Source organism: Mycobacterium angelicum, assembly GCF_002086155.1.
In the GTDB taxonomy this organism is placed as follows: Bacteria; Actinomycetota; Actinomycetes; order Mycobacteriales; family Mycobacteriaceae; genus Mycobacterium; species Mycobacterium angelicum.
In genome coordinates this window covers 1-21102 of record NZ_MVHE01000040.1, presented here as the reverse complement: position 1 = coordinate 21102, position 21102 = coordinate 1, and the positions used below count along the sequence as shown (strand labels likewise).

General features: G+C 68.5%; 12 protein-coding genes and 4 pseudogenes. 6 read left to right on the top strand and 10 right to left on the bottom strand.

Going from position 1 to position 21102, the window contains the following annotated elements; genetic code table 11:
• The first annotated feature begins 50 nt into the window (after positions 1–50).
• The gene (locus BST12_RS19820) at positions 51–272 is read left to right on the top strand and encodes a hypothetical protein (RefSeq protein WP_083114839.1); all 222 of its coding nucleotides are present in this window, start codon (positions 51–53) and stop codon (positions 270–272) included.
• On the opposite strand, the pseudogene BST12_RS19815 reads toward BST12_RS19820, so the two are convergent.
• Both BST12_RS19815 and BST12_RS19810 read right to left on the bottom strand, forming a co-directional pair.
• Positions 269–936, bottom strand: a pseudogene (locus BST12_RS19815) (citrate/2-methylcitrate synthase). The gene BST12_RS19820 and the pseudogene BST12_RS19815 sit on opposite strands and share 4 nt — an antisense overlap.
• Positions 933–1699 (bottom strand): annotated as a pseudogene (locus BST12_RS19810) (MmgE/PrpD family protein); the annotation flags it as partial. The pseudogenes BST12_RS19815 and BST12_RS19810, both read right to left, overlap by 4 nt.
• On the opposite strand from BST12_RS19810, the pseudogene BST12_RS19805 reads away from it, so the two are divergent.
• Positions 1699–2847, top strand: a pseudogene (locus BST12_RS19805) (helix-turn-helix domain-containing protein); the annotation flags it as partial. The pseudogenes BST12_RS19810 and BST12_RS19805 sit on opposite strands and share 1 nt — an antisense overlap.
• Before the next feature lie 39 nt (positions 2848–2886).
• On the top strand, positions 2887–4278 hold the full coding sequence (locus tag BST12_RS19800; protein WP_083114838.1) for a flavin monoamine oxidase family protein: 1392 nt from the start codon (positions 2887–2889) through the stop codon (positions 4276–4278).
• A 2-nt stretch (positions 4279–4280) separates the two neighbouring features.
• Here BST12_RS19800 and BST12_RS19795 read toward each other — a convergent pair whose 3' ends face one another.
• The 6 genes from BST12_RS19795 to BST12_RS19770 all read right to left on the bottom strand — a co-directional run bounded on the left by BST12_RS19795 (position 4281) and on the right by BST12_RS19770 (position 10545).
• Positions 4281–5441 (bottom strand): PPE family protein, encoded by a 1161-nt coding sequence (locus BST12_RS19795; protein WP_083114837.1) that lies wholly within the window; start codon positions 5439–5441, stop codon positions 4281–4283.
• Positions 5442–5587: 146 nt separating this feature from the next.
• A complete protein-coding gene (locus tag BST12_RS19790; protein ID WP_083114836.1) occupies positions 5588–5872 on the bottom strand; it encodes a WXG100 family type VII secretion target in 285 nt (94 codons plus the stop codon).
• Between the two features lie 10 nt (positions 5873–5882).
• The gene (locus BST12_RS19785; RefSeq protein ID WP_083114835.1) at positions 5883–6179 is read right to left on the bottom strand and encodes a WXG100 family type VII secretion target; all 297 of its coding nucleotides are present in this window, start codon (positions 6177–6179) and stop codon (positions 5883–5885) included.
• A 72-nt stretch (positions 6180–6251) separates the two neighbouring features.
• On the bottom strand, positions 6252–7379 hold the full coding sequence (locus BST12_RS19780; protein WP_083114834.1) for a PPE family protein: 1128 nt from the start codon (positions 7377–7379) through the stop codon (positions 6252–6254).
• Between the two features lie 14 nt (positions 7380–7393).
• Positions 7394–8734: a PE family protein gene (locus BST12_RS19775; protein ID WP_083114833.1), complete on the bottom strand. Its 1341-nt coding sequence runs from the start codon at positions 8732–8734 to the stop codon at positions 7394–7396.
• A 47-nt stretch (positions 8735–8781) separates the two neighbouring features.
• A complete protein-coding gene (locus BST12_RS19770; RefSeq protein ID WP_083114832.1) occupies positions 8782–10545 on the bottom strand; it encodes a PPE family protein in 1764 nt (587 codons plus the stop codon).
• A 207-nt stretch (positions 10546–10752) separates the two neighbouring features.
• On the opposite strand from BST12_RS19770, the gene BST12_RS19765 reads away from it, so the two are divergent.
• From BST12_RS19765 to BST12_RS34930, 3 genes and pseudogenes are all read left to right on the top strand, one after another.
• The gene (locus BST12_RS19765) at positions 10753–13983 is read left to right on the top strand and encodes a helix-turn-helix transcriptional regulator (RefSeq protein WP_372510895.1); all 3231 of its coding nucleotides are present in this window, start codon (positions 10753–10755) and stop codon (positions 13981–13983) included.
• A 122-nt stretch (positions 13984–14105) separates the two neighbouring features.
• Positions 14106–14798 (top strand): annotated as a pseudogene (locus BST12_RS34935) (PE family protein); the annotation flags it as partial.
• A gap of 510 nt (positions 14799–15308) precedes the next feature.
• Positions 15309–16208, top strand: coding sequence for a hypothetical protein (locus tag BST12_RS34930; protein WP_425437405.1), 900 nt, complete (start codon positions 15309–15311; stop codon positions 16206–16208).
• Positions 16209–16229: 21 nt separating this feature from the next.
• Here the strand turns inward: BST12_RS34930 and BST12_RS19755 are convergent, their stop codons facing one another.
• Positions 16230–17885: a serine/threonine-protein kinase gene (locus tag BST12_RS19755; protein WP_083114830.1), complete on the bottom strand. Its 1656-nt coding sequence runs from the start codon at positions 17883–17885 to the stop codon at positions 16230–16232.
• Positions 17886–17919: 34 nt separating this feature from the next.
• On the bottom strand, positions 17920–21051 hold the full coding sequence (locus tag BST12_RS19750) for an MFS transporter (RefSeq protein ID WP_083114859.1): 3132 nt from the start codon (positions 21049–21051) through the stop codon (positions 17920–17922).
• Positions 21052–21102 lie beyond the last annotated feature (51 nt).

Genomic DNA, 21102 nt, shown 5'->3' with positions numbered 1-21102 from the left:
CTTCGGGTGCTCAGCTCCGGCTTCCTGCTCAGCGTTGAGGAGATGCCATCGTGACAAGATTTCGGCTCGCCGTGCTGGCGATGATCGCCACTGCCGCATCGTTCGGCTTCGTCCTCGCCGCCCCCGTCGCACTCGCCAACCCGCCCGGGCCGGGTGATCCGTGCACCGTCTGGCACGCCACCACGCAGGACGCCAACGGCCAGACGATGTGGTGCAACCACATGATGACCGGTACCCACGGCCTGGTCTGGCAGTACGGCGGACCGGATTAGCCGGGCAGCACTCGTTGTTCGCACCCTGAGTAGGCGCTCAGCGGCCGGCCCAGGGTGTTGGCCGCCGCCTGTTCCATGATGTGTGCCGTCCAGCCGGTGATCCTGCCCATCACGAAAATCGGTGTGAAGCTGGCGATGTCGAAACCCATCAGGTGATAGGCGGGCCCGATGGGAAAGTCGAGGTTGGGCCTGATCCCGGTGCTTATCGCCATCTCCGCCTCGAGCACCTGGTAGATGTCCAGCCAGCGCCGGCCGCCGCGCAGCGCGGCGACACGGGCCAGCGCCTGGCGCATGGCCGGCACCCTGGAGTCGCCGTTGCGGTATACCCGGTGCCCGAACCCCATGATCTTCTCGTGCCGAGCGAGCTTGCCGCGCAACCACTCTCGCGTGGTCGGGTTCTGCGATCTCGAGCATGTCGCGCATGACGGCCTCGTTGACGCCGCCGTGCAGCCGGCCTGACTGAACAGCGCCAGCTCGGCGTCGGTGGGCAGCTCCCCCCGCCAGAGCAGGAACGCAACCTGTTCGAAGCTGCAGCGAGCAGCCAGCTCCTGCACCGGATATCGGCGGTAGGTCAGCGAATTGGTTTCGGGCACCACTTTGGAGATGGCCGTGGTGCCACCACCACGCCGGCCAGACCCTTGCGGATTTCGGTTGCCGCGGTCATGACTTGAAGATCCCGTCCGGAATCACCGGCGCCCCGTCCAGCACCCGCGCATTGACCACTATGTTCAGCGCACCGGTATCGGTGAGTTCGGCCAGGCCGTCCGCCGCGGTCAAAAACCGTTGCTGCTCAACGGGTTCCACCACACCCTCGGCGTGTTCGGTGAACTTCTCCAGGTACTGCTTGCGCTCGAACGGTCTGGCGCCCAGCGGATGTGCGTCGGCCATCGCGAGTTCGTCGACGATCACCGCACCGCTGCGCAGCCGCACCTCGGCGCGCGCGCCGAACGCCCGCTGCGCCGGGTCGGCCGAGTGGTAGCGGCGGGTCCACTCCGGATCCTCGACCGTGCTGATCTTTGCCACAGCGCGATGGTGTCGGGCCGGTGCGCCCGCTCGGATGTGTAGGAGCGTTCGTGGTGCCAGGCGCCGTCCTGCAGCGCAACCGCGAAGATGTAGGGCAGCGAGTGGTCCAGGGTTTCCCGCGACGCGTCGGGGTCGAACTTCTGCGGGTCACCCGAGCCGGTGCCGATCACCACATGGGTGTGGTGGCTGGTGTGCAACACGATGGTGGCGACCTGGTCGAGATCCCCGATGCGCTGACGCAATCGGCAGGCCAGGTCGATGGGCGCCTGGCTCTGGTATTCCGCGGAGTGCTGCTTGGTGTAGCTGTCCAGGATGGCCCGCTTGGGCTCGCCGGCGGCGGGCAACGGCACCCGGTAGGTGCGGTCGGGTCCGCCGAGCAGCCAGGCGATGACGCCGTCCCGGCCGCATCGAGGAATTCGTCGCCCGCATGCCCGAGGTAGGGCGCAGCCTGGTCGCCGTCCACCGTCGATTGCGCGATGCCACCGAGGAATTGGACGGCTACCGCTCTCGCGCAACCGCGGACAACGGGCCGGCGCCCGACCGGCCGATGCCGTTCGAGGAGGTCCGCGATTTCTTCTACGACCGCAACAACTACATCGGCGACCTGGATGCGGCGGCGGAAAAGATGTTCAACGACAACGGGATGCGGGTTGGTGAGCTCGACATCGAGCTGACCTCGCTGCTGCGCGATCAGTTCGGCATCACCGTGGTGATCGACGACGGCCTGCCCGAGGCCACCAAGCGCCGCTACCACCCGGAAACCAAGATGCTTCGCGTTGCCCACTGGCTGCGGCCCGGCCAGCGCGCCTTCCAGATCGCCACTCAACTCGGACTGCTCAGCCAATCGGAGCTGATCTCGGCGATCGTGGCCACCGACGACCAGCTGAGCAGCGAAGCCCGCGGCGTCGCGCGGATCGGGCTGGCCAACTACTTCGCCGGCGCCTTTCTGTTGCCGTATCGCGAATTTCACTGTGCCGCAGCCGAATTGCGCTATGACATCGACCTGTTGGGCCGCCGGTTCGGGGTCGGGTTCGAGACCGTGTGCCACCGGCTCTCCACGCTGCAGCGCCCGCAGCAGCACGGGGTCCCGTTCATCTTCGTGCGCACCGACAAGGCAGGTAACATCTCGAAACGTCAGTTCACCAAGGCATTTCATTTCAGCCGGGTGGGCGGCAGCTGCCCGCTGTGGGTGGTGCACGACGCATCCGCCCAACCCGGGCGCATAGTTGTTCAGGTGGCGCAGATGCCCGACGGCAGATCGTACTTCTAGGTGGCCAAAACGATTGCGCCCGAGGGCCGCGGCTACCGCGGGCAGCAGCAGAGCTTTGCCGTCGGATTGGGCTGCGAGCTGGCCTACGCCGACAAACTCGTCTACTCCAGCGGAGTCGTCCTCGACGCTCCGGGCACGGCCGTGCCCATCGGTGCGGGTTGCAAGATCTGCAACCGGCCCGCGTGCGCGCAGCGCGCGTTCCCCTTCCTCGGTGGACACGTCACGGTCGACGAGAACACCGGCAGCAGTTTTCCGTATTCGTCGACCGGCCAATCGGTGTAGCTTGCAGCTGAGGCGGCAACCGCAACTGAGGAGCCTGGCGTGACAGATGTCGATTTTTGCGTGGTCGGTGCCGGATTCGCGGGTTTGACGGCCGCGCTCCGGTTGAAACAGGCGGGTCGCTCGGTGGCCGTGCTGGAGGCCCGCGACCGGGTGGGCGGTCGCACCTTTACCGTTACCCGCGACGACGGGCTGTGGATCGATCGCGGCGGCGCCTGGATCGGGCCGGGCCAGGACCGGATCTATGCGCTGATGCAGGAATTCGGCGTGCCGGAGTACAAGCAGCACAACGACGGCGACGCCATGATGGTGGTCGACGGCAAGAAGCACCGCTACGGCGGCAAGTTGCCGTGGACGATGAGCCCGTGGGCCGTCGCCAATGTGGGCATGGGTCTGATGAGTGTGGAGCAGATGTGCAAATCGCTTCCGCGCGAAGCCCCTTGGGAGGCCAAGGAGGCCGCCGAGTGGGACCGGATGAGCCTGGGCGACTGGCTCGAACGCAACGTGTTGTCCAGGCCGGCGCGCGAGATGCTGGACATGGCCTTGGCCGGCCCGTATACCTGTGCGCCGGCTGAGGTTTCGATGCTGTGGATGCTGCTGCAGATGGCATCGGCCGGCAGTTCCACCATCGGCGGTCCCAGCTTCGTCATCAGTGGTAAGGGCGGCGCTCAGGACGCCCGCCCGGTCGGCGGCATGGGCGCCATCTATCGCCCGATCGTCGCCCACCTGGGCGATGCCCTGCAGTTGTCTCAGCCGGTCCGGCAGATCGGTCAGGACGCCGACGGCGTTACCGTCCGCTCGGATGGTTTGACGGTGCGGGCACAGCGGGTCATCGTCACGATTCCGATGGCCATTGCCGGCTCCATCGACTATGAGCCCATGTTGCCGGCGGATCGGACGTTGCTGAACCAGCGGATGCCCGGCGGCGCGATCATCAAGACGTCGATCATCTATGACGAAGCGTTCTGGCGTGCCGACGGATTGTCCGGGCAGTCGGCGGCACCGGGTACCCCGGCCACGCTGACCATCGACGCCTGCACCGACACCGGAAACCCGGGCATCATGTGCGTCATCACCGAAGGGGTCGCCGCGCGTCAACTCGCCCGCCTCGACGAAGCCGACCGCAAGGCCGCGGTCGTCGGCCAACTCGTCGACCGGTTCGGCGACAAGGCGGCCCGGCTCCTCGAATACCACGAGCAGAACTGGACCACCGAGCGCTACTCCGGCGGCGGAATGATCAGCCACACCCCAACAGGCGTACTTACCGAATACGGCCACGCACTGCGCGCGCCTTGCGGCCGGGTGCACTGGGCCGGCACCGAGAGCTCGGCCACCATGTGCGGGTGGGTCGACGGCGCGATTCGTTCCGGCGAGCGGGCCGCGTCGGAAGTGCTGGCGGCTGTGACCGAAACCGCAACGGCCGCAACGACTTAGCGCTAGCCGATTCCGGTGCGCGGCACCACGCTGGGGCGCTGCTGCGTCACATGCGGATTGGCGCCGCCGCGGCCCATCATCCCGCCGGGCATACCGGCGCCGCCGGCGCCGGCACCCATCGGCATGGGCATCATCGGCATACCACCGCCGGTAGGCGCCGTCTGAGCCATCGGCGCCGCGGCCGGCAGGGCGCCCATTCCGCGCATCGCGGAACTGGCCATCCCGGCCGGCGTCGACCCCTGCCAGTTCGGGGGCACCGACATCGCACCCACCAGCCGGGAATGACCGAGGGCCGCTGACATTCCGCCGCCCAGTCCCCCGCCGCCGAGGCCCTTCATGCCCGGAGCGGCGCTACCGACGAACTTCGGCGCATCGGCCAACCCAGCGGCGGCGCCGGTCGCTCCGGCCGTGCCCGTGCGCGCAACGTTCGCCAGCTGCATCATCGGAGACATCAGCATGCTGGCCGGATACATGCCGATCTGCGCCACCGATATCACTGACTGCAATGGAATGGCCGAAGCGGCGGATTGGACCGCCGTCACCGCCCCCGACAGCGGAGCCACCGCGCTCTGAATGGCCGGTGACACCGCTGCCGTCGCTGTCGAGGCCAACCCCGCGAGATTCAGCCCCGCCAGATTCAGTGGTGGCATGCTGAACGGCGTCAGCATGGACGCCACCGAGGTGGCTCCGCTGTAATAGCCGACCATGGCAGCCACATCCTGGGCCCACATTTCGACGTAGTCGAACTCGGCGGCCGCGATCGCCGGTGTGTTCTGGCCCAGGAAATTCGTCGCGATCAGCGAGAGCAGCGATGTTCGATTCGCGGCCACGGCCGCCGGATGGACGGTGGCCGTCATCGCCGTCTCGAACGCCGTCGCCGCCGCCCGGGCCTGACCGGCCGCCGACTCCGCCTGCCCGGCCGCGCCGCTCAGCCACCCCGAATATGGGGCCGCTGCCGCGGCCATCGAGACCGACGCCGGACCCGCCCACGGCCCGCCCGTCAGCGCGGTGATCACCGATTCGAACGACGACGCCGAGGCCCGCAACTCGCTGGCCAGCCCGTCCCAGGCCGACGCCGCGGTGAACAACGGCCCCGACCCCGCGCCGGAAAAGATTCGCGCCGAGTTGATCTCCGGCGGCAACCACGCAAAGTCCAGAATCATTCGCAACCCCCAACCAGGTAGCGCAATCCGATGATTTAGATCACATCAGAGGTCGGGCCGCTCATAGCTTTGATTCAGGAGTCACTCAGGAAGTCAGCAGGCGCTGCCCAGCTTCGCGAACGGATACCGGCGGCGTTGTTCGCCGGCTAGGCCCAGCTGGAACCGACACTGGAGTCCGTTTGCGCCATGTTGGCGCCGGCGGCCTGCACCTGCTGGCCGTGGGTGTTGGCCTGCTGATAGATCACCGCGAAATTGCGGCCCAACTGCGTGATGAACTCCTGGCAAGCCGCTGAGCCGGCGCCACCCCAGAAATCCCCGGCGGCCAGCACATCACGCACGATCGCCTGGTGCTCGGCCTCCAGCGAGGCAGCCTGCGCACGAATCAATGCCCCGTGGGCATCCACATCACCGAACTGGTAATTGATCGTCATCGCTGAATTCCTAACTGCTCAGTGCTTGCTGCGACGTTTGTTCTTGCTGCTCATAGTTATTGGCGTCGCGGACCAGGCCGTCGCGCACGCCGTGCAGCATGCTCACGATGTTGCGAAACGCCTGATTCATCTGGCTCATCGTGTCCAGCGATGTCGCCTGCGCCATCCCGCTCCAGCCGGCGCCGGAGATGTTCTGCGACGACGCCCACATCCGGCGCGCCTCGTCCTCGACCGTCTGAGCGTGTAGCTCGAAACGTCCCGCCATTGCCCGCATTGAGTGCGGGTCGGTCATAAACCGAGTAGCCATTACCTATTTCCTTTCACTGCAATACAATTGGTTCACCTTTGTGGCTGACGATCCCGGCCGATCACCCCCGCTCTAGCCGACCCCGGTGCGCGGAATCACGCTGGGCCGCTGTTGGACCACATGTGGATTCGCGCCGCCGCGACCCAGCATGCCCCCGGGCATACCCGCGCCCGGCCCGCCTATACCGCCAGAGCCCATCGGCATCGGCATCATCGGCATGCCGCCGGCCGCCGCCGCCTGGGATGTCTCGCCGACGCCGGACAACGCCGCCAATCCCGAAACAACCGAACTGGCAACGCCTTTCGGCATCGACCCCGGCCAGCTCGGCGGCACCGACACCGCTCCCACCAACCGGGCCTTGCCCAAGTCGGCCGCGGCACCCAAACCCATGCCGCCCTTCAGCGCCGGAGCGGTGTCGCCGACCATCTTCGGCGCGTCGGCGAGCCCGGTCAGTCCCGTGCCGGCCACCCCGGCGCCGTTGGCGCCCTGTGCCAACGACATCATGGGCGACATCAGCATGCTGACCGGAGTGGCCGCGACCTGCGCCACCGAGGTCAGCGACTGCAGCGACTGCAGCGACGATCCGGACAGCAGCGACTGCGCCGCAGCCGTCGCGGCCTGGGTCAGCGGAGTCAGCGCGTCGGCCAGCGTCCCGACCGTGGCAGCCAAGCCCGGCAAATCGATCGGCGGCAGCGCGAACGGCGTCAACGCCGAGGCCACCGAGGCCGCACCGGCGTGATACCCCAGCATCGCGGCCACATCCTGCGCCCACATCTCCGCGTAGTCGAACTCGGTGGCCGCGATCGCGGGCGTGTTCTGACCGATGAAATTGGTTGCCACCAAAGACATTAACGAGAGCCGGTTGGCGGTGACGGCCGCGGGATGCACGGTCGCGGTCTGCGCAGTTTCAAACGCCGTCGCCGCGGCCTGGGCCTGGCCCGCCGTCCCCGCCGCCTGCGCCGCCGCCGACGACAGCCACGACACATACGTCGCGGCGGCCGCGGCCATCGCCGTCGCCGCCGCACCCGACCAGGGCCCGGTGGCCAGCGCGGTGACCACGGAGTCGAACGACGAGGCCGAGGCGTGCAAGTCGGCGGCCAACCCCTGCCACGCCGTGGCTGCCAGAACCAGTGGGCCCGCACCTGCCCCGGCATACATCAGCGCGGAGTTGACTTCCGGTGGTAAAACGAGGAATTCCATAACCGTGTCCGTTCTCACCCTGCACCGATCGCCTGAGCAAGCTGCTCGGGCAGCAAGGTCAGCAGGGCCGGGAGGAGTCCTCCGAAGGCCGTACCGGTGAGGGGGATGGTCCCTGTCGTGCCGAAGATTTCGAGTGTCAGCGAAGCGGTCTGAGCGGGAGTCAGGAGCCCGCCGAGAGGGATGTTCGTCGTGGTCGTCAGGTCACCGAGCGAAACCGAAAGCGGCAGTGTGGCTTGGCCGTTGAGGAAACCGTTCAGAATGTTGGCGGGTGCGTCGAACAGCGCCGCGGTGGCGCCCAGGGCGTCGCCGGTTTGCAGCGCACCCACAACAGCGCTGCCGCTGGAGCCGAACGCGTTCAGGCCGGTCACCACCGGACCTATCGCGTCAAGCCCCAGCGTCAACGGCAACCCCACGTGCAGCTCGCCGGTCGTCAGGTCCAGCGTCTGCGAGGTGTCGGTCAGCGTATTGATCGCATTGGTGAGGTGCTGGGAAATCTGAGCGGGAATGGAACCGGCGGGCATCAGATCGGTGAAGTTCTGCGCCATCTGGCCGGGAATGGCGAAGATCGGCAACAAATCGCCCAGAGTTCCCGTCGGCGTGATGTTGATGAGGAGCGTCGTCATGTCCTGGTTGGCAGCCAGGCCCGTTACAAACAGGCTTCCGAAGCCCGTCGCGACACCGCGCGCCGCCCCGGTGACGTCTCCGGCCGCCAGCTGCTGGAAGGCCGTTTGCAACGTCGCCGGCAAGGCATTCGCCGCGGCCCGGAAGTCCTGGCCGGCGGCGCCCAGCGCGGTGGAGATGGTCTGGCCGTAGCCGGTTTGCTGGTTGACGATCCCCTGCAGCAGCCCCGCCGGATCGGGCGGGAAAAGCTGTTGGGGGGCCGGGAAATTCTGCAGGCCGCCGCCGAGTGCGGCGGCGATTGTCTGCTCGTAGCCCATCTGGTTTTTGATGAACTGCTGTAGCAGCGGCGCCGGGTTTGCCGCGACGGCGCTTTGCAGAGTCTGGAGATTGGCGCCGGTATTCGCGAAAAGCGTTTGGTAGGCCGGTGATTCGCCGAGCAGAAGCTGCTCGACATTGGCGGCCTCGGCGCTCGCATAGGCGCCGGCACCCGCGTTCATCACGGCGACGAATTGTTCGTGAAATGCTTGCGCTTGGACGTGCAGGGCCTGGAAATCTGCCCCGAAGCTGCCGAACATGGAGGCGATCGCCATCGATATCTCGTCTTGAGCCGCTGCGGCTATCCCGGTAGTGGGGCCGGCCACGGTAGCGGCGGCCTGGGTCAGCGAGGCGCGAATGCCCGCCAAATCCTGGGCCGCTCCCTGCAGCAGTTCCGGCATGGCGATCACAAACGACATATTTTCTCCCTCGACAAATGGTTAGCGATGCCCGATGAACGCGGGGCTTAGTTGAAGAAGCCGGACTTCGCGTCCGCCTTGTTGAAGAACCCCGAGTCGTCATTGCCCGAGTTACCGAATCCCGAGTTGAAGACGTTCGAATTGGCGATGCCGATATTGTCGAAGCCGGTGTTGTTGATGCCAGCCAGGAAGCTGCCGTGGTTGTTGATGCCCACATTGTTTCCGTTGCCGGAGTTGCCGAATCCGGACTCGAAGGCCAGTCCCGTGTTCTGGAATCCGGAGGTGTCGCCGCCGGAGTTGAAGAAGCCCGAGGTGTCCAGGCCAGTGCTGCCGAAGCCCGAGTTCTTGACGCCGACGGGCGTGATCGCGCTGCCGAAGCCGGTGTTCAGCTTGCCCGCGTTGAAGCCGCCGGTGTTGCTGCCGCCCGAGTTCGCCCAGCCGGTATTGATGTCGCCGGAGTTGAAATCACCGGTGTTGATCGAGCCGGCGTTCATGCTGCCGGTGTTCTGGAACCCCGCGTTCCCGTAACCCATGTTCTGGGAGCCGCCGTTGTCCATTCCGAAGTTGTTCGCGCCCGCGTTTCCGAATCCCACATTGTTGAAGCCGCCATTGAAAAAGCCGGTATTGCCCTGACCGGAGTTGGTGAATCCGGTATTGAAGCTGCCCGAGTTCTCGAAGCCGAAGCTGTGGTTGCCGGAGTTGAAGAAGCCGACGTTTCCGGTGCCCGAGTTGAAGAACCCGATGTTGCCAGTGCCCGAGTTGCCGAAGCCGATATTCCCGGTTCCGGAGTTGAGCGCGCCGAAACCCACTTGGTTGTCGCCGGTCAGCCCGAAACCGATGTTGTTGTTGCCCGTGTTGCCGAAGCCGAAGTTGTGGTTGCCGGTATTGCCGGCGCCGACGTTGTTGCTGCCGCGGTTGCCGAAGCCCATGTTGGCGTCGCCGCGATTTGCATTGCCCAGGTTGGCGTTGCCGAGGTTCGCGTTGCCGGTGTTGGCGTCGCCGTGGTTTCCCAGGCCGACGTTGCCGTTTCCGACGTTTCCGCTGCCGCTGTTCTTGGTTCCGGCATTACCGCTGCCGATGTTCTGGTCGCCGCGGTTGCCGTTTCCGACGTTGCCGATCCCGTTGTTCCCGCTGCCCAGGTTGGTGTTGCCGATGTTGCCGTTGCCGACGTTCTGGTTGCCGTTGTTGCCGCTGCCCAGGTTCCCGCTGCCGTGATTACCGCCGCCCGCGTTCGAGCTGCCGATGTTGCCCGCGCCCAGGTTCGCGGGCAACCCCGGTATGCCTGCCAATGCCTGCTGCAACGTCTGGAAGGGCGTCAACTGCGCCACCGCCGCGGCCGCCCCGCCGTGGTAGCCCACCATCGCGGCCACATCCTGGGCCCACATCAGCTCGTAGGAAGCCTCGGCCGCGGCGATTGCGGGCGCGTTCTGACCGAACAGGTTGGACAGCACCAGTGACACCAGCTGATTGCGGTTCGCCGCGACCAATCCGGGGTGCACCGTCGCCGACACCGCGGACTCGAACGCCGAGACCGCCGCGCGGGCTTGCCCGGCCGACCCCTGCGCCTGGGCCGCCGCGGCCGATAGCCACCCCACGTAGGGCGCGGCCGCGGCCGTCATCGCGGTGGCCGCCGGGCCCTGCCACGCCGTGCCCGCCAGGCCCGAGGCGACCGACCCGAACGAACTCGCCGCCTCGCCCAGCTCACCGGCCAACCCCTCCCAGGCCGCTGCCGCCGACAACAGCGGCGCCGATCCCGCCCCCAGAAACATCCGCGCCGAATTGATCTCCGGCGGTAATACCAAGAAATTCATGGCCAAAGAATGCGCGGCGGCGGGCCGATGAACGTCGGTCACAACGCGTAAATAGGCCGGGTAAGGGGGTCGTAGATGGGCGCCCCACGGGGGTCGTAGCGCCCGCGGACAGAACTTTTTTGTACTCATGTTGAACCGTCGGCGCCCCGGGTGCGTGACACTGAGTTAGTCACGAAGAGATCGCCATGAAAGCGGAGTGACATGTGCGTGAGCGAGTTTCTGCCGACTTCACGGCCACTGCCGCCGGTAACCCTGTTGCTCGCCGACGCGGAATGCTCGACGCCGCTCGCGCGACTTGATCGAATGGCAGCCGAGATCATTGCGGCCAATGACGGGGTGGGGCCGGTCAAACTCGGCGACGAGAACGGCTTCGTGGCGATGTTCCCGCGTACCACCGACGCCCTGGCGTGTGCCATCGATTTGCAGCAGGCGCCGCTGGCACCCGTCCAGCTGCGCGTCGCGGTACACACCGGCGAGGTGCAGGCTGGTCACTCGGGCGACTATTCGGGACCCACCCTGCACCGCGCGGCGCGGTTACGGGAACTGGCGCATGGCGGCCAGATCGTGGTGTCGGGCACCACCCACGATCTGGTCGTCGACCAATTGCCCGCCGACGTCTGGCTGACCGACCTCGGCACCCACCGGCTGCGCGACCTGCCTCGCCCCGAACGGGTGGCGCAGTTGTGCCATCCCGATCTGCGGGTCGAGTTCCCGCCGCTACATGATCTGAATATCGTTGCGCCACACGGTGTTCCGGCGCAGCTGACCCGATTCGTCGGCCGCAGCGAACAGATCACCGACGTGCGCAAGTTCCTGGCCGACAACCGGCTGGTGACCATGGCCGGCGCCGGCGGCGTCGGTAAGACGCGGCTGGCGGTGCAGATCGCGGCGCAGTCCGCGGCCGAGTTCGGCGGCGGCGCGTGGTTTGTCGATCTGGCGCCCGTCAGTGACCCCGAGGTCGTCCCGGTAGCGGTGTTGCGCGCCCTCGACCTGCCGGATCAGCCAGGCCGCACCGCGCTGGACACGCTGGTGCGCTTCCTCGGCGACCGCGACGTGCTGATGGTGCTGGACAACTGTGAGCACCTGATCGACGCGTGTGCCGCCCTGACCGGCGAACTCCTGGGCGCCTGCCCGCGGCTGACGATCCTGGCCACCAGCCGCGCACCGATCGGGGTGCCCGGCGAGCTGACCTGGCGAGTGCCCTCGCTGTCGCTGGCCGACGAAGCGATCGAGCTGTTCGTCGACCGCGCGCGGCTGGCACGCCCGGACTTCAGTATCAGCGCCGCCGACACCGCCGCCGTGGCCGATATCTGCGGCCGCCTGGACGGCTTGCCGCTCGGGATAGAGCTGGCGGCGGCGGCCGTGCGGGTGATGTCGCTGACGGAGATCCTCGACGGCCTGCGGCACCGTTTCCGGTTGCTGACTGGCGACGGCCCCACCGCGTTGCGCCGCCGGCAAACGCTGGGTGCATCCGTCGACTGGTCGCACGCCCTGCTCAGCGAACCCGAACGGGTGTTGTTCCGCAGGCTGGCCGCGTTCAGCGGCGGCTTCGACCTGGAGGCGGCGCGAGTTGTGTGCGGCGACGATGATCTGGCACCGCAGCTGGTGATCGATCAACTCACCCGGCTGGTGGACAAGTCGCTGGTGGTGGCAGAAGTCGCCGGAGACCGCACCCGCTACCGAATGCTGGAGACGGTGCGCCACTACGCGACGGACAAGCTGCGCGAGTCGGCTGACGCCGAGGCGGTTCGGGCGCGCCACCGCGATCACTACACCCAGATGGCCGCGCTGCTGGACAACCCATCGGACGGCGATCACCAGCGCCGCATCGAACAGGTCGAGATCGAGATCGACAACCTGCGCGCGGCGTTCGCGTGCAGCCGCGAAGACGGCGAGGTTCAGGCGGCGCTCGAGCTCACGTCGTCCCTGCAGCCGCTGTGGCTGACCCGCGGCCGCATTCAGGAGGGGCTGGCCTGGTTCGACGCCGTGCTCACCGACCAAAACGCACGCCCCGGCGACGTCTCGGCCGTGGTACGCGGACGGGCGCTGGCCGACAAGGCGTCCCTGGACGCCTCACGCAGCATCCACGACAACCTCGACCAGGCGCAGCAGGCAGTGGCGATCGCGCGTGATATCGACGACCCGGCGCTGCTGGCCCGCGCCCTCACCGCATGCGGTGCCATCAGTTCCTACAGCGCCGAAGCGGCGCGCCCGTACCTGGCCGAGGCAATCGGCATTGCCCGCGAGCTGGGCGACCGGTGGCGGCTCACCCAGATCCTGACCTGGCAGGCCTACGGCGCCTTCTATGCGGGTGATCCGGTCCAGGCGTACGCGGCCTCCCAAGAAGGCCGCGAGCTGGGTGAGGCGATCGGCGATCGGTTCCACGCGCGCTCGTGCCGCTGGACGCTCGGGTTGGCGCAGATGATGAAAGGCGCTCTGCCCGATGCGATTACGCAATTCCGTGCCGTCACCGGGGACGCCGACGCCGCTCACGACGCGCTGTTCAGCTGGGGCAGCCGGCTTGCGCTGGCCAATGCGCTTGCGTTGCACGGCGATACGCACGCCGCGATGGGTGCGGCCAACGCGTCGCTGGCGGCAGCCTCGGATTTGTGGCCGTTCAATGAAGGCTTCAGCTATGCCGTGCTGGCCACCGCGGCGGTGGCCGCCGGCGATGTGCCCGCAGCGGCGCAGGCCAGTGCGGCCGCACAGCAGCTGTTGGGCGAGCAGGGTGAGCTGGCCGCTACGGTAACCAATCCGATGGCCGAGATCGCTTTGGCACAAGGCGATTTGGTAGCCGCCGGAGTCTCTGCGGAGCACGAGGTATCGGTGTCGGCCGGCTGGCATCTGGCCCGCGCGCTGACCACGCGGGCCCGCATAGCGATCGCCAAAGGCGAACCCGAACAAGCCGAGCGCGACGCACACAAGGCGCTTGCCTGCGCCGCCGAATACGAGGCACACTCGGCCATTCCCGATGTTCTCGAGTGCCTCGGGCGGCTGGCCGCCGACGGCTTGAGCTATCGGGATGCGGTGCGGCTCTTCGGTGCGGCGAACGAGTTTCGGCGGCAGATGGGTGTGGTCCGGTTCAAGATCTACGACGCCGACTACGAGGCAATGGCGACCGCGCTTCGGAATGCCATGGGACAGCAGGACTTTGACAGTGCGTGGGCCGAGGGTGCCGGCCTGTCCGTCGATGAGGCGGTCGCCTACGTGCGGCGCGGCCGGGGCGAACGCAAACGCCCGAGCAGCGGCTGGGCGTCGCTGACCCCCACCGAGCGCGACGTCGTGCGACTGGTGGCTGACGGGTTGGCCAACAACGAGATAGCGGCCCGGCTGTTCGTTTCCCGGCGCACTGTGCAGACTCACCTCACGCACGTGTACGCAAAGCTGGGCCTCACCTCTCGCGTGCAGTTGGCTCATGAAGGAGCCAGCCGCAGCTAAGCCCTGGCGGCGGGTCAATCTACGACCCCCACCGCGCGAAATCTACGTCTCCTGACCGACGTTCTCACCCCCCTTCACCTCGCATCCTTGACCCGATTCAAGTGACGAGCGGGAGGGCAGCGATGTCTTTTGTGATAGTGACCCCCGAGCTGCTGACGTCGGCGGCAACGGATTTGCAAAGCATCGGATCGGCGTTGAGCACGGCCCATGCCGCGGCAGCGGCTCCGACCACCGCATTGCTGGCCGCCGGCGCTGACGAGGTGTCGGCGACGATCGCGGCGATGTTCGGCGCGCACGGTCAGGCCTATCAGGTGCTCAGCGCCGAAGCGGCAATGTTTCACCAGCAGTTCGTGCAGACGATGAACACCGGCGGGGCGATGTTCGCGGCCGCCGAGGCCGCCAACGCGTCTCCGCTGCAGAGCCTGCTCGACGGGATCAACGCGCCCATTCAGGCTGCGACCGGACGTCCGCTGATCGGCAACGGCGTCAACGGCGTCGCGGAGACCGGCCAAAACGGTACGGACGCTGGGTGGTTGATCGGCAACGGCGGCGCTGGCGGTTCCGGCACCAACGGCGGCCTCAACGGCGGCAACGGCGGCAACGGCGGCAACGCCGGGGTGATCGGCAACGGCGGTGCCGGCGGCGCCGGCGGGGGCAGTGAAGGCAGCAAGGGCGGAAACGGCGGAAACGGCGGCAACGCGGTGTCCGTCGGCGACGGCGGTAACGGCGGCAATGGCGGGGCCGGTACGCCGCCCGGCACATCCGGAACCGGCGGCACCGCCGGGCAGCTGCTCGGCGAGAACGGAAACGCCGGAAGGTCGTAGATCGTCCACGCGTCTCGGGTGACCGAACCCCTTCGGCGGCACCCCCGCATCCTCATCCCAACTCCACAAAAAATTCCTTCGGGAGGACAGCGATGTCGTATCTAGTAGTAGTCCCCGAGATGCTGGGGGCGGCCGCAACCGATTTGGACAGCATCGGGTCGGCACACCATGCAGCAGCAGACCCTCAACGCGATCAATAGTCCCGTCCAGGCGTTGACCGGGCGCCCGCTGATCGGCAACGGCAGCAACGGCGCGGCCGGCACCGGGGCTCCCGGCGGCGACGGCGGCTGGCTGTTCGGTAACGGCGGGGTCGGCGGATCCGGCGCGGCCGGCGCAACCGGCGGCACCGGCGGAACCGGCGGCGCCGGCGGAATCCTGTTCGGCTCGGGCGGGACGGGCGGCGCCGGCGGACCCGGCGCCACCACCGGCGGAGCCGCGGGCGCCGGTGGGTCAGCCGTCCTGATCGGATCCGGTGGCAGCGGCGGAACCGGCGGCACGGCGGTGGCCCCGGCCGGCACCCCCGGTCCCTTCACCGGCGGGGCCGGTGGGCGCGGCGGCAACGCGGGCGCCCTGTTCGGCGCCGCCGGAACCGGTGGGGCCGGCGGCGGGCCCGGCACCGGCGGATCCGGTGGGGCCGGCGGTACCGGTGGGCTGTTCAGTGGCGGCGGAGTCGGCGGTTACGGCGGGTCCGCCGGAATCGGCGGGGCAGGCGGGGCCGGCGGCGCCGGCGGACTGTTCGCCGACGGCGGCGACGGCGGGTCTGGCGGGTTCGGCACCACTTCCGGCGGGACCGGCGGGGCCGGCGGCACCGGCGGGCTGTTCGGTGGCGGCGGCAATGGCGGAGCCGGCGGATACAGCCTTACCACCGGCGGGACCGGCGGCCACGGCGGAAACGCCGGGTTCCTCGCCGCCGGTCCAGCCGGCGGCGCGGGCGGCAGCGGCGGCGGCGCCACCACCGGCGCCGGCGGCAACGGCGGAATCGGCGGCAACGGCGGCCTGCTCTTCGGCTCCGGCGGGGCCGGCGGCAACGGTGGCGAGGGCCTGTCCAACTCCACCGGCGGGGCCGGCGGCGCGGGCGGCAACGCCGGGCTGCTGAACGGCTCCGGTGGCGCCGGCGGTGCCGGAGGCGCCGGCGGCCCCAACGCGAATACCACCGGCGGCGCTGGCGGGGCGGGCGGAAAGGCCGGAGTCAACGGCAACGGCGGTAACGGCGGTAACGGCGGGGCCGGCACCGCGACCGGAGGTAACGGCGGTAACGGCGGCTCGAACGGTGGGACCGTGCTGATCGGCGACGGCGGTAACGGCGGAAACGGCGGCACCGGCACCACACCCGGCAAGGCCGGCACCCGCGGCACCGGGGGGCTGCTGCTCGGGGCGGACGGGCGCAACGGCTTGCCCTAGCTTAGCTAACCGATCGCCGGGTCAGCCGTAGTTGTCCCACCACGTGTGCAGTTCCTCGACGCTGGCCGGATCGCCGGCTACGTCGCTGAGCATCAGCTTTTCGTCGATGGTCCAGATCACGTTCGGGTGGCTGTTGTATGTCCCGCACGCGATCATGCCCGCCATGTCGTTGGGCGTTTGGTCGTAGTGCCAGCTCACCGGCGAGGCACCCTCGCCCGGGCAGTTCACCAGGCTGACGTTGGCGATGTCGTCTTTGAAGGCCTTCTTCAGCGTGGCCGTGTTGGGGAACAACCCATAGGTCGCCTTGCTCGGGCCGCCCGGCTGCGTGTTCGGCCCGCAGGTCACCAACGCCACCGCCGGCGTCCAGATGCTGTCGGAATCGGGTGTGGCCGGCGTACAGGTGCCGGCCACGTAGCCGGGCGGCAGCAGGCTGAGCAGCCGGGCTTCGGCGTCCGACGGTGCCGAGGTGGCTGGTGGCGCCGTCTTCCCCGAACTCGCTTTCGGCTTGCTGGAGGCGGGTGCAGGCGACGGTTTCATGGCCAGCCAAATTCCGATGCCGGCGACGGCGACGACGACCACCGCGGCGGCTGCAGCCACGATCGGCCAGCGCTTGCGGGCCGGACCCGAGCGGGCCGGACCCGAGGGGGCCGGACCCGAGGGGTCCGGACTCGAGGCGGCCGGACTCGAGGGGGCCGAGCCGCCGCCATCGGCCGCCGCCACGGCCTGGACACCGGTACCCGGTACCGTCACCGCCGGCGGGCCGGCCGGAACGTCGGCCGGCCGCTGCGCGGTCGGCGCGCCGTCGGTGCGCCGCACTATGGTTTGGACCTGTTTGCGCTCGGAGCTGTTGAGGGCTTCGTGAGCGGCCGCTGCCAGCGCACCGGCACTGGCGTAGCGCTCCTCCGGAAGCTTGGCCATGCCGCACTCGATTACCGCGTCGAAGGCCGGCGGTACACCGGCGTCCTCCACACTGGGCAGCGGAATCGGATCCATCATGTGCGAGGCGATCAGCACACCGGTGCTGTCGGCGCGGTACGGCGGCGCCCCGGTCAAGCACTCGTACAGCACGCAAGCCAACGAGTAGACATCGGAGCGGGGAGTCACCTCCTCGTTGGTGAACCGCTCGGGCGCCATGTATTTCCAGGTCCCCACCGCGGTACCCAACTGGGTGAGTTTCTCGTCGCTGCGGGCGCTGGCGATACCGAAGTCCACAAGGTAGGCGAAGTCGTCGCGGGTGATCAGGATGTTGGGTGGTTTGACATCGCGATGCGTCACCCCGGCGGCATGCGCGGCGTCCAGCGCCGAGGCGATCTGATGGATGATGGCCACCGCGCGTGACGGTGGTAGCCGCCCGTTTTCCTTGAGCACGGTTTCCAGATCGGTGCCCTCGATGAGGCGCATCTCCACGAACAGCTGGCCGTCGATCTCGCCGTAGTCGTGGATGGGCACCACATGGGGTTCCAGCAAAGCACCGGTGATGCGGGCTTCGCGTTCCATTCGCTTGCGAAAGACCGGGTCCTGGCTGAACGCCTGCGACATCAGTTTCAGAGCGACCGTGAACTTCTTGACGGTGTGCTCGGCTTCATACACCTCGCCCATGCCGCCGCGGCCCAGCAGCCGCTTCAAGTAGTAGGGCCCGAACATGGTGTCCACCCGCGAGCCCTGCGGTGCACTCATCGCTGACTCCTTTGTCGAGACTCCGCCCGCGCGTTCACCGGTGTAGCAGAGCGAGTATTTGCGGCAACGCCTCGCGCGTCGCAGCACGCCCTGCTTCGCGGGCCTGGTCGATCTGATGAAACTCCAGGAGTCCCACGCCCCGGCTGCCGGGCCGGATCACGACGTCGGCTTCGGCCATCGTCGACGCGGCCGCAGACCGGCTGCCCATCATCATCGTGCGCATCAGCGTTTCCGCGATCCCGGGAATGCGTGGCGGACCCGAAGATTCCTGCACACGCGCAGACGCGGTCTCGCCACCGAAACCGATCGCTACCGCCACCAGCGGGCCCTCTTCTCCCGACAGCGCTGAAACGGGAAGATTGTCGAGCACGCCGCCGTCGACATGCAGGGTTCCGTTATAGGCGTACGGCGGAAAGATTCCGGGCAGCCGCAGCGAACAGCCCACAGCATCCGCGAGCGGGCCGCGCCGGTGCACGACGGCCTGCCGGGCCAGGAGGTCCACGCTTACGCAACGGAACTCCTTGGGCAGCTCCTCCACCAACAGGTCGCCATACGCCCGGCGCAGCAGCGCGGGGGCGCGACGTCCCCGGATCAGGCCCCTGACCGGGACGGTGTAGTCGGCGACCGGGTTGTTGCGGATGAAGTACTCGTAGACGTAGGCGTCCACCCCCGCCGCGTCCAGTCCGGTGGCGGCCAGCGCGGCAATGATCGCGCCCATACTGGTGCCGGCGAATCGGTCCACCGCCACCCCGGCCGCTTCCAGCTCTTCCAGCACGCCGAGGTGAGCGAATGCCCGCGCGCCGCCACCGCCGAATACCAAACCGATGGACCGGCCGGCCAGGCGTGCGGCGAGCGGTCGCACATCGTCGGTGCAGGTTGCCGCGTTGACGGTGTGCACCGACCGGGGCGTGATCCGCTCCTCCCAGGCGCGGCGGTGCTCCCGCGTGGCCGGCGCGCCGGCCAGCACCAGGTCCGCGCCGAACGCCCGCTCGGGCAGCTCTTCGGGTGGGGCGGGGTTTCCCGCGACGAGCACGATTCGGTCGGCGACGCGCAGACAGAACTTCCGCCAGTCCACGTCGTCAGCGCTCTGGGATGCGTGCAGCACGACTTTGTCCGCGGACCCCTCGGCGCGCTCCAGCCCGTCGCGGTCGACCCGGCCGGGGTCCACCGCCCGGACGTACGTCGACAGCTGGGACAGCAACTCGCTGGCCACCATTGACACCGGCGCGGCGGCGTCGATGCCTACGACGGCGACCACCACCTCCGTCGATGTGGACCGGGACACCGGGGGCGGTGGGGTTTTGTGCAACCGGGTGGCCAGCTCTTCGAGCAGCGCACCGAGCACGCGGGCGTCAGCGATCTTGTTGAACTGATCCTTGGTCAGCCGAACCAGCGTGGTGTCGCGGACCGCGCGAATCGACGCGGAACGGGGCGCATTGATGAGCAACCCGAGCTCGCCGATCACCTCGCCTCGGCCCACCTCCCGGACCACCACCTGGGCGCCCGCCAGGCTCTGGATCGCCTGCACCCGGCCGTCCCGCACGACGTACAGGGAGTCGGCCGGATCACCTTCGCGGAACAGGTATGAACCGGCCTCGAGCTCGATCTCCTCGGCGCTGCGTCGCAGGTCGGCAAGGGTTTCGTCGTCCAGCCCGGCGAACAGCGGCAGGTTCTTCAGCGGGTCGCCCTCGCGGGCTGCCGGTTCGGCTTGCAGATGGGCGGCCATCGGCCTGGACTGCCGTGGTTCGAACTGCGGCGGGGCTTCGGGTTCGACGTCGGCGCTGGCGACGTGACCGGTGCGGCCCAGGAACACGGCGCCCAGGGCGACGGCGACGAAGCAGATTGCCGCCATCACCCAGCCGCGGCGCAGCGCATCCACCGCCTCATTGCGCTGCGGGGTCCCGATCAACACGACCAGCAACGCGATGCCGATGACGGCACCTAGCTGGCGGCAACTGCTCACCACCGCCGACGCCGTCGCGTAGCTGCCGCCCTTGGCTATCCGGGCCAGGGCGGCGCTGCCCAGCACCGGCAACGTGGCGCCGACGCCGAGGCCCTGCAGCAGCTGGCCGGGCAGCCAGGCACCGAGGAAGTCCGGCTCGACGTGAACGCGCTTGAGATACCAGACCAGGCTGCCGGCCCAGATCAGCGCGCCGAAGAAGATGATGAGCCGATGGCCGCGCCGGTCGGCGATCCTGCCGAGCACGGCTGCGACGACGGCCGCGACGAGCGCCGCCGGGGCCACGGCCAGGCCGGTCTCCAGCAGGTTGTAGCGCCACACGTAGTTGAGGAACAGCACGTGGGTCAGCAGGTAGCCGTAGAAGCCCGCGCCCGCGATGATGGTCAGCGCGTTGCCGGCGACGAATGACTGGATGCGTAGATAGGCGGGCTCGATCAGCGGCGCCGGATGGGATCGGGAGCTCAGCACAAACCCGACCAGGGTGAGTGCGGAACCCACGAACGAGGCCAGGGTGCCGAAACTCGACCAGCCCCAGTCCGGACCCTTGATCAGGCCGAGGGTCAGCAGCCCGAGTGCGAGTGCCAGCAGCGCCGCGCCCCGTAGGTCGGGCACGCGGCGCCGCCCGGGCGCGCGGCTCTCGACCAGTGCGCGCCGGGCCGCGATCACCGCCACGATGCCCAGCGGCAGGTTCACCAGGAACGCCCACCGCCAGTCGGACACCTGCACGATGGCCCCGCCGATCGGCGGGCCCAGCCCCGACGCGATGGCCGCCGCCGCACCCCACAAACCGACCCCGTGCGCGCGGTGTGCGGGATCGAAGCCCTCCACTACCAGTGCCAGCGACGCCGGAACCAGCAGCGCCGCGCCAATGCCCTGCAGCACCCGGAACGCGACCAACTGCTCGACACTGGCAGCGGCCGCGCACAACACCGACGCCAGGGTGAACAGCACGACGCCGTAGACGAACATCCGCTTGCGGCCGAGCAGGTCGGCGAGTTTGCCCGCGGCTACCAGGAACGCCGCGAAGATGATGTTGTAGGCGTTGAGCACCCAGGACAAGCTGCTGATGCTGTAGGTCGGGAACGACTTCTGGATGTTGGGGAATGCGACGTTGACGATCGTGGAGTCGAGAAAGGCGAGGAACGCGCCGAACGCCGCGACCAACAGCACGGCCGTCGACGACGGTTGCCGGCGCACCGCGAGCAGCGCCGCCGGACGTGTGCTGACGGCCGGACTCTGCGCGCGGGGTTTGGGGTC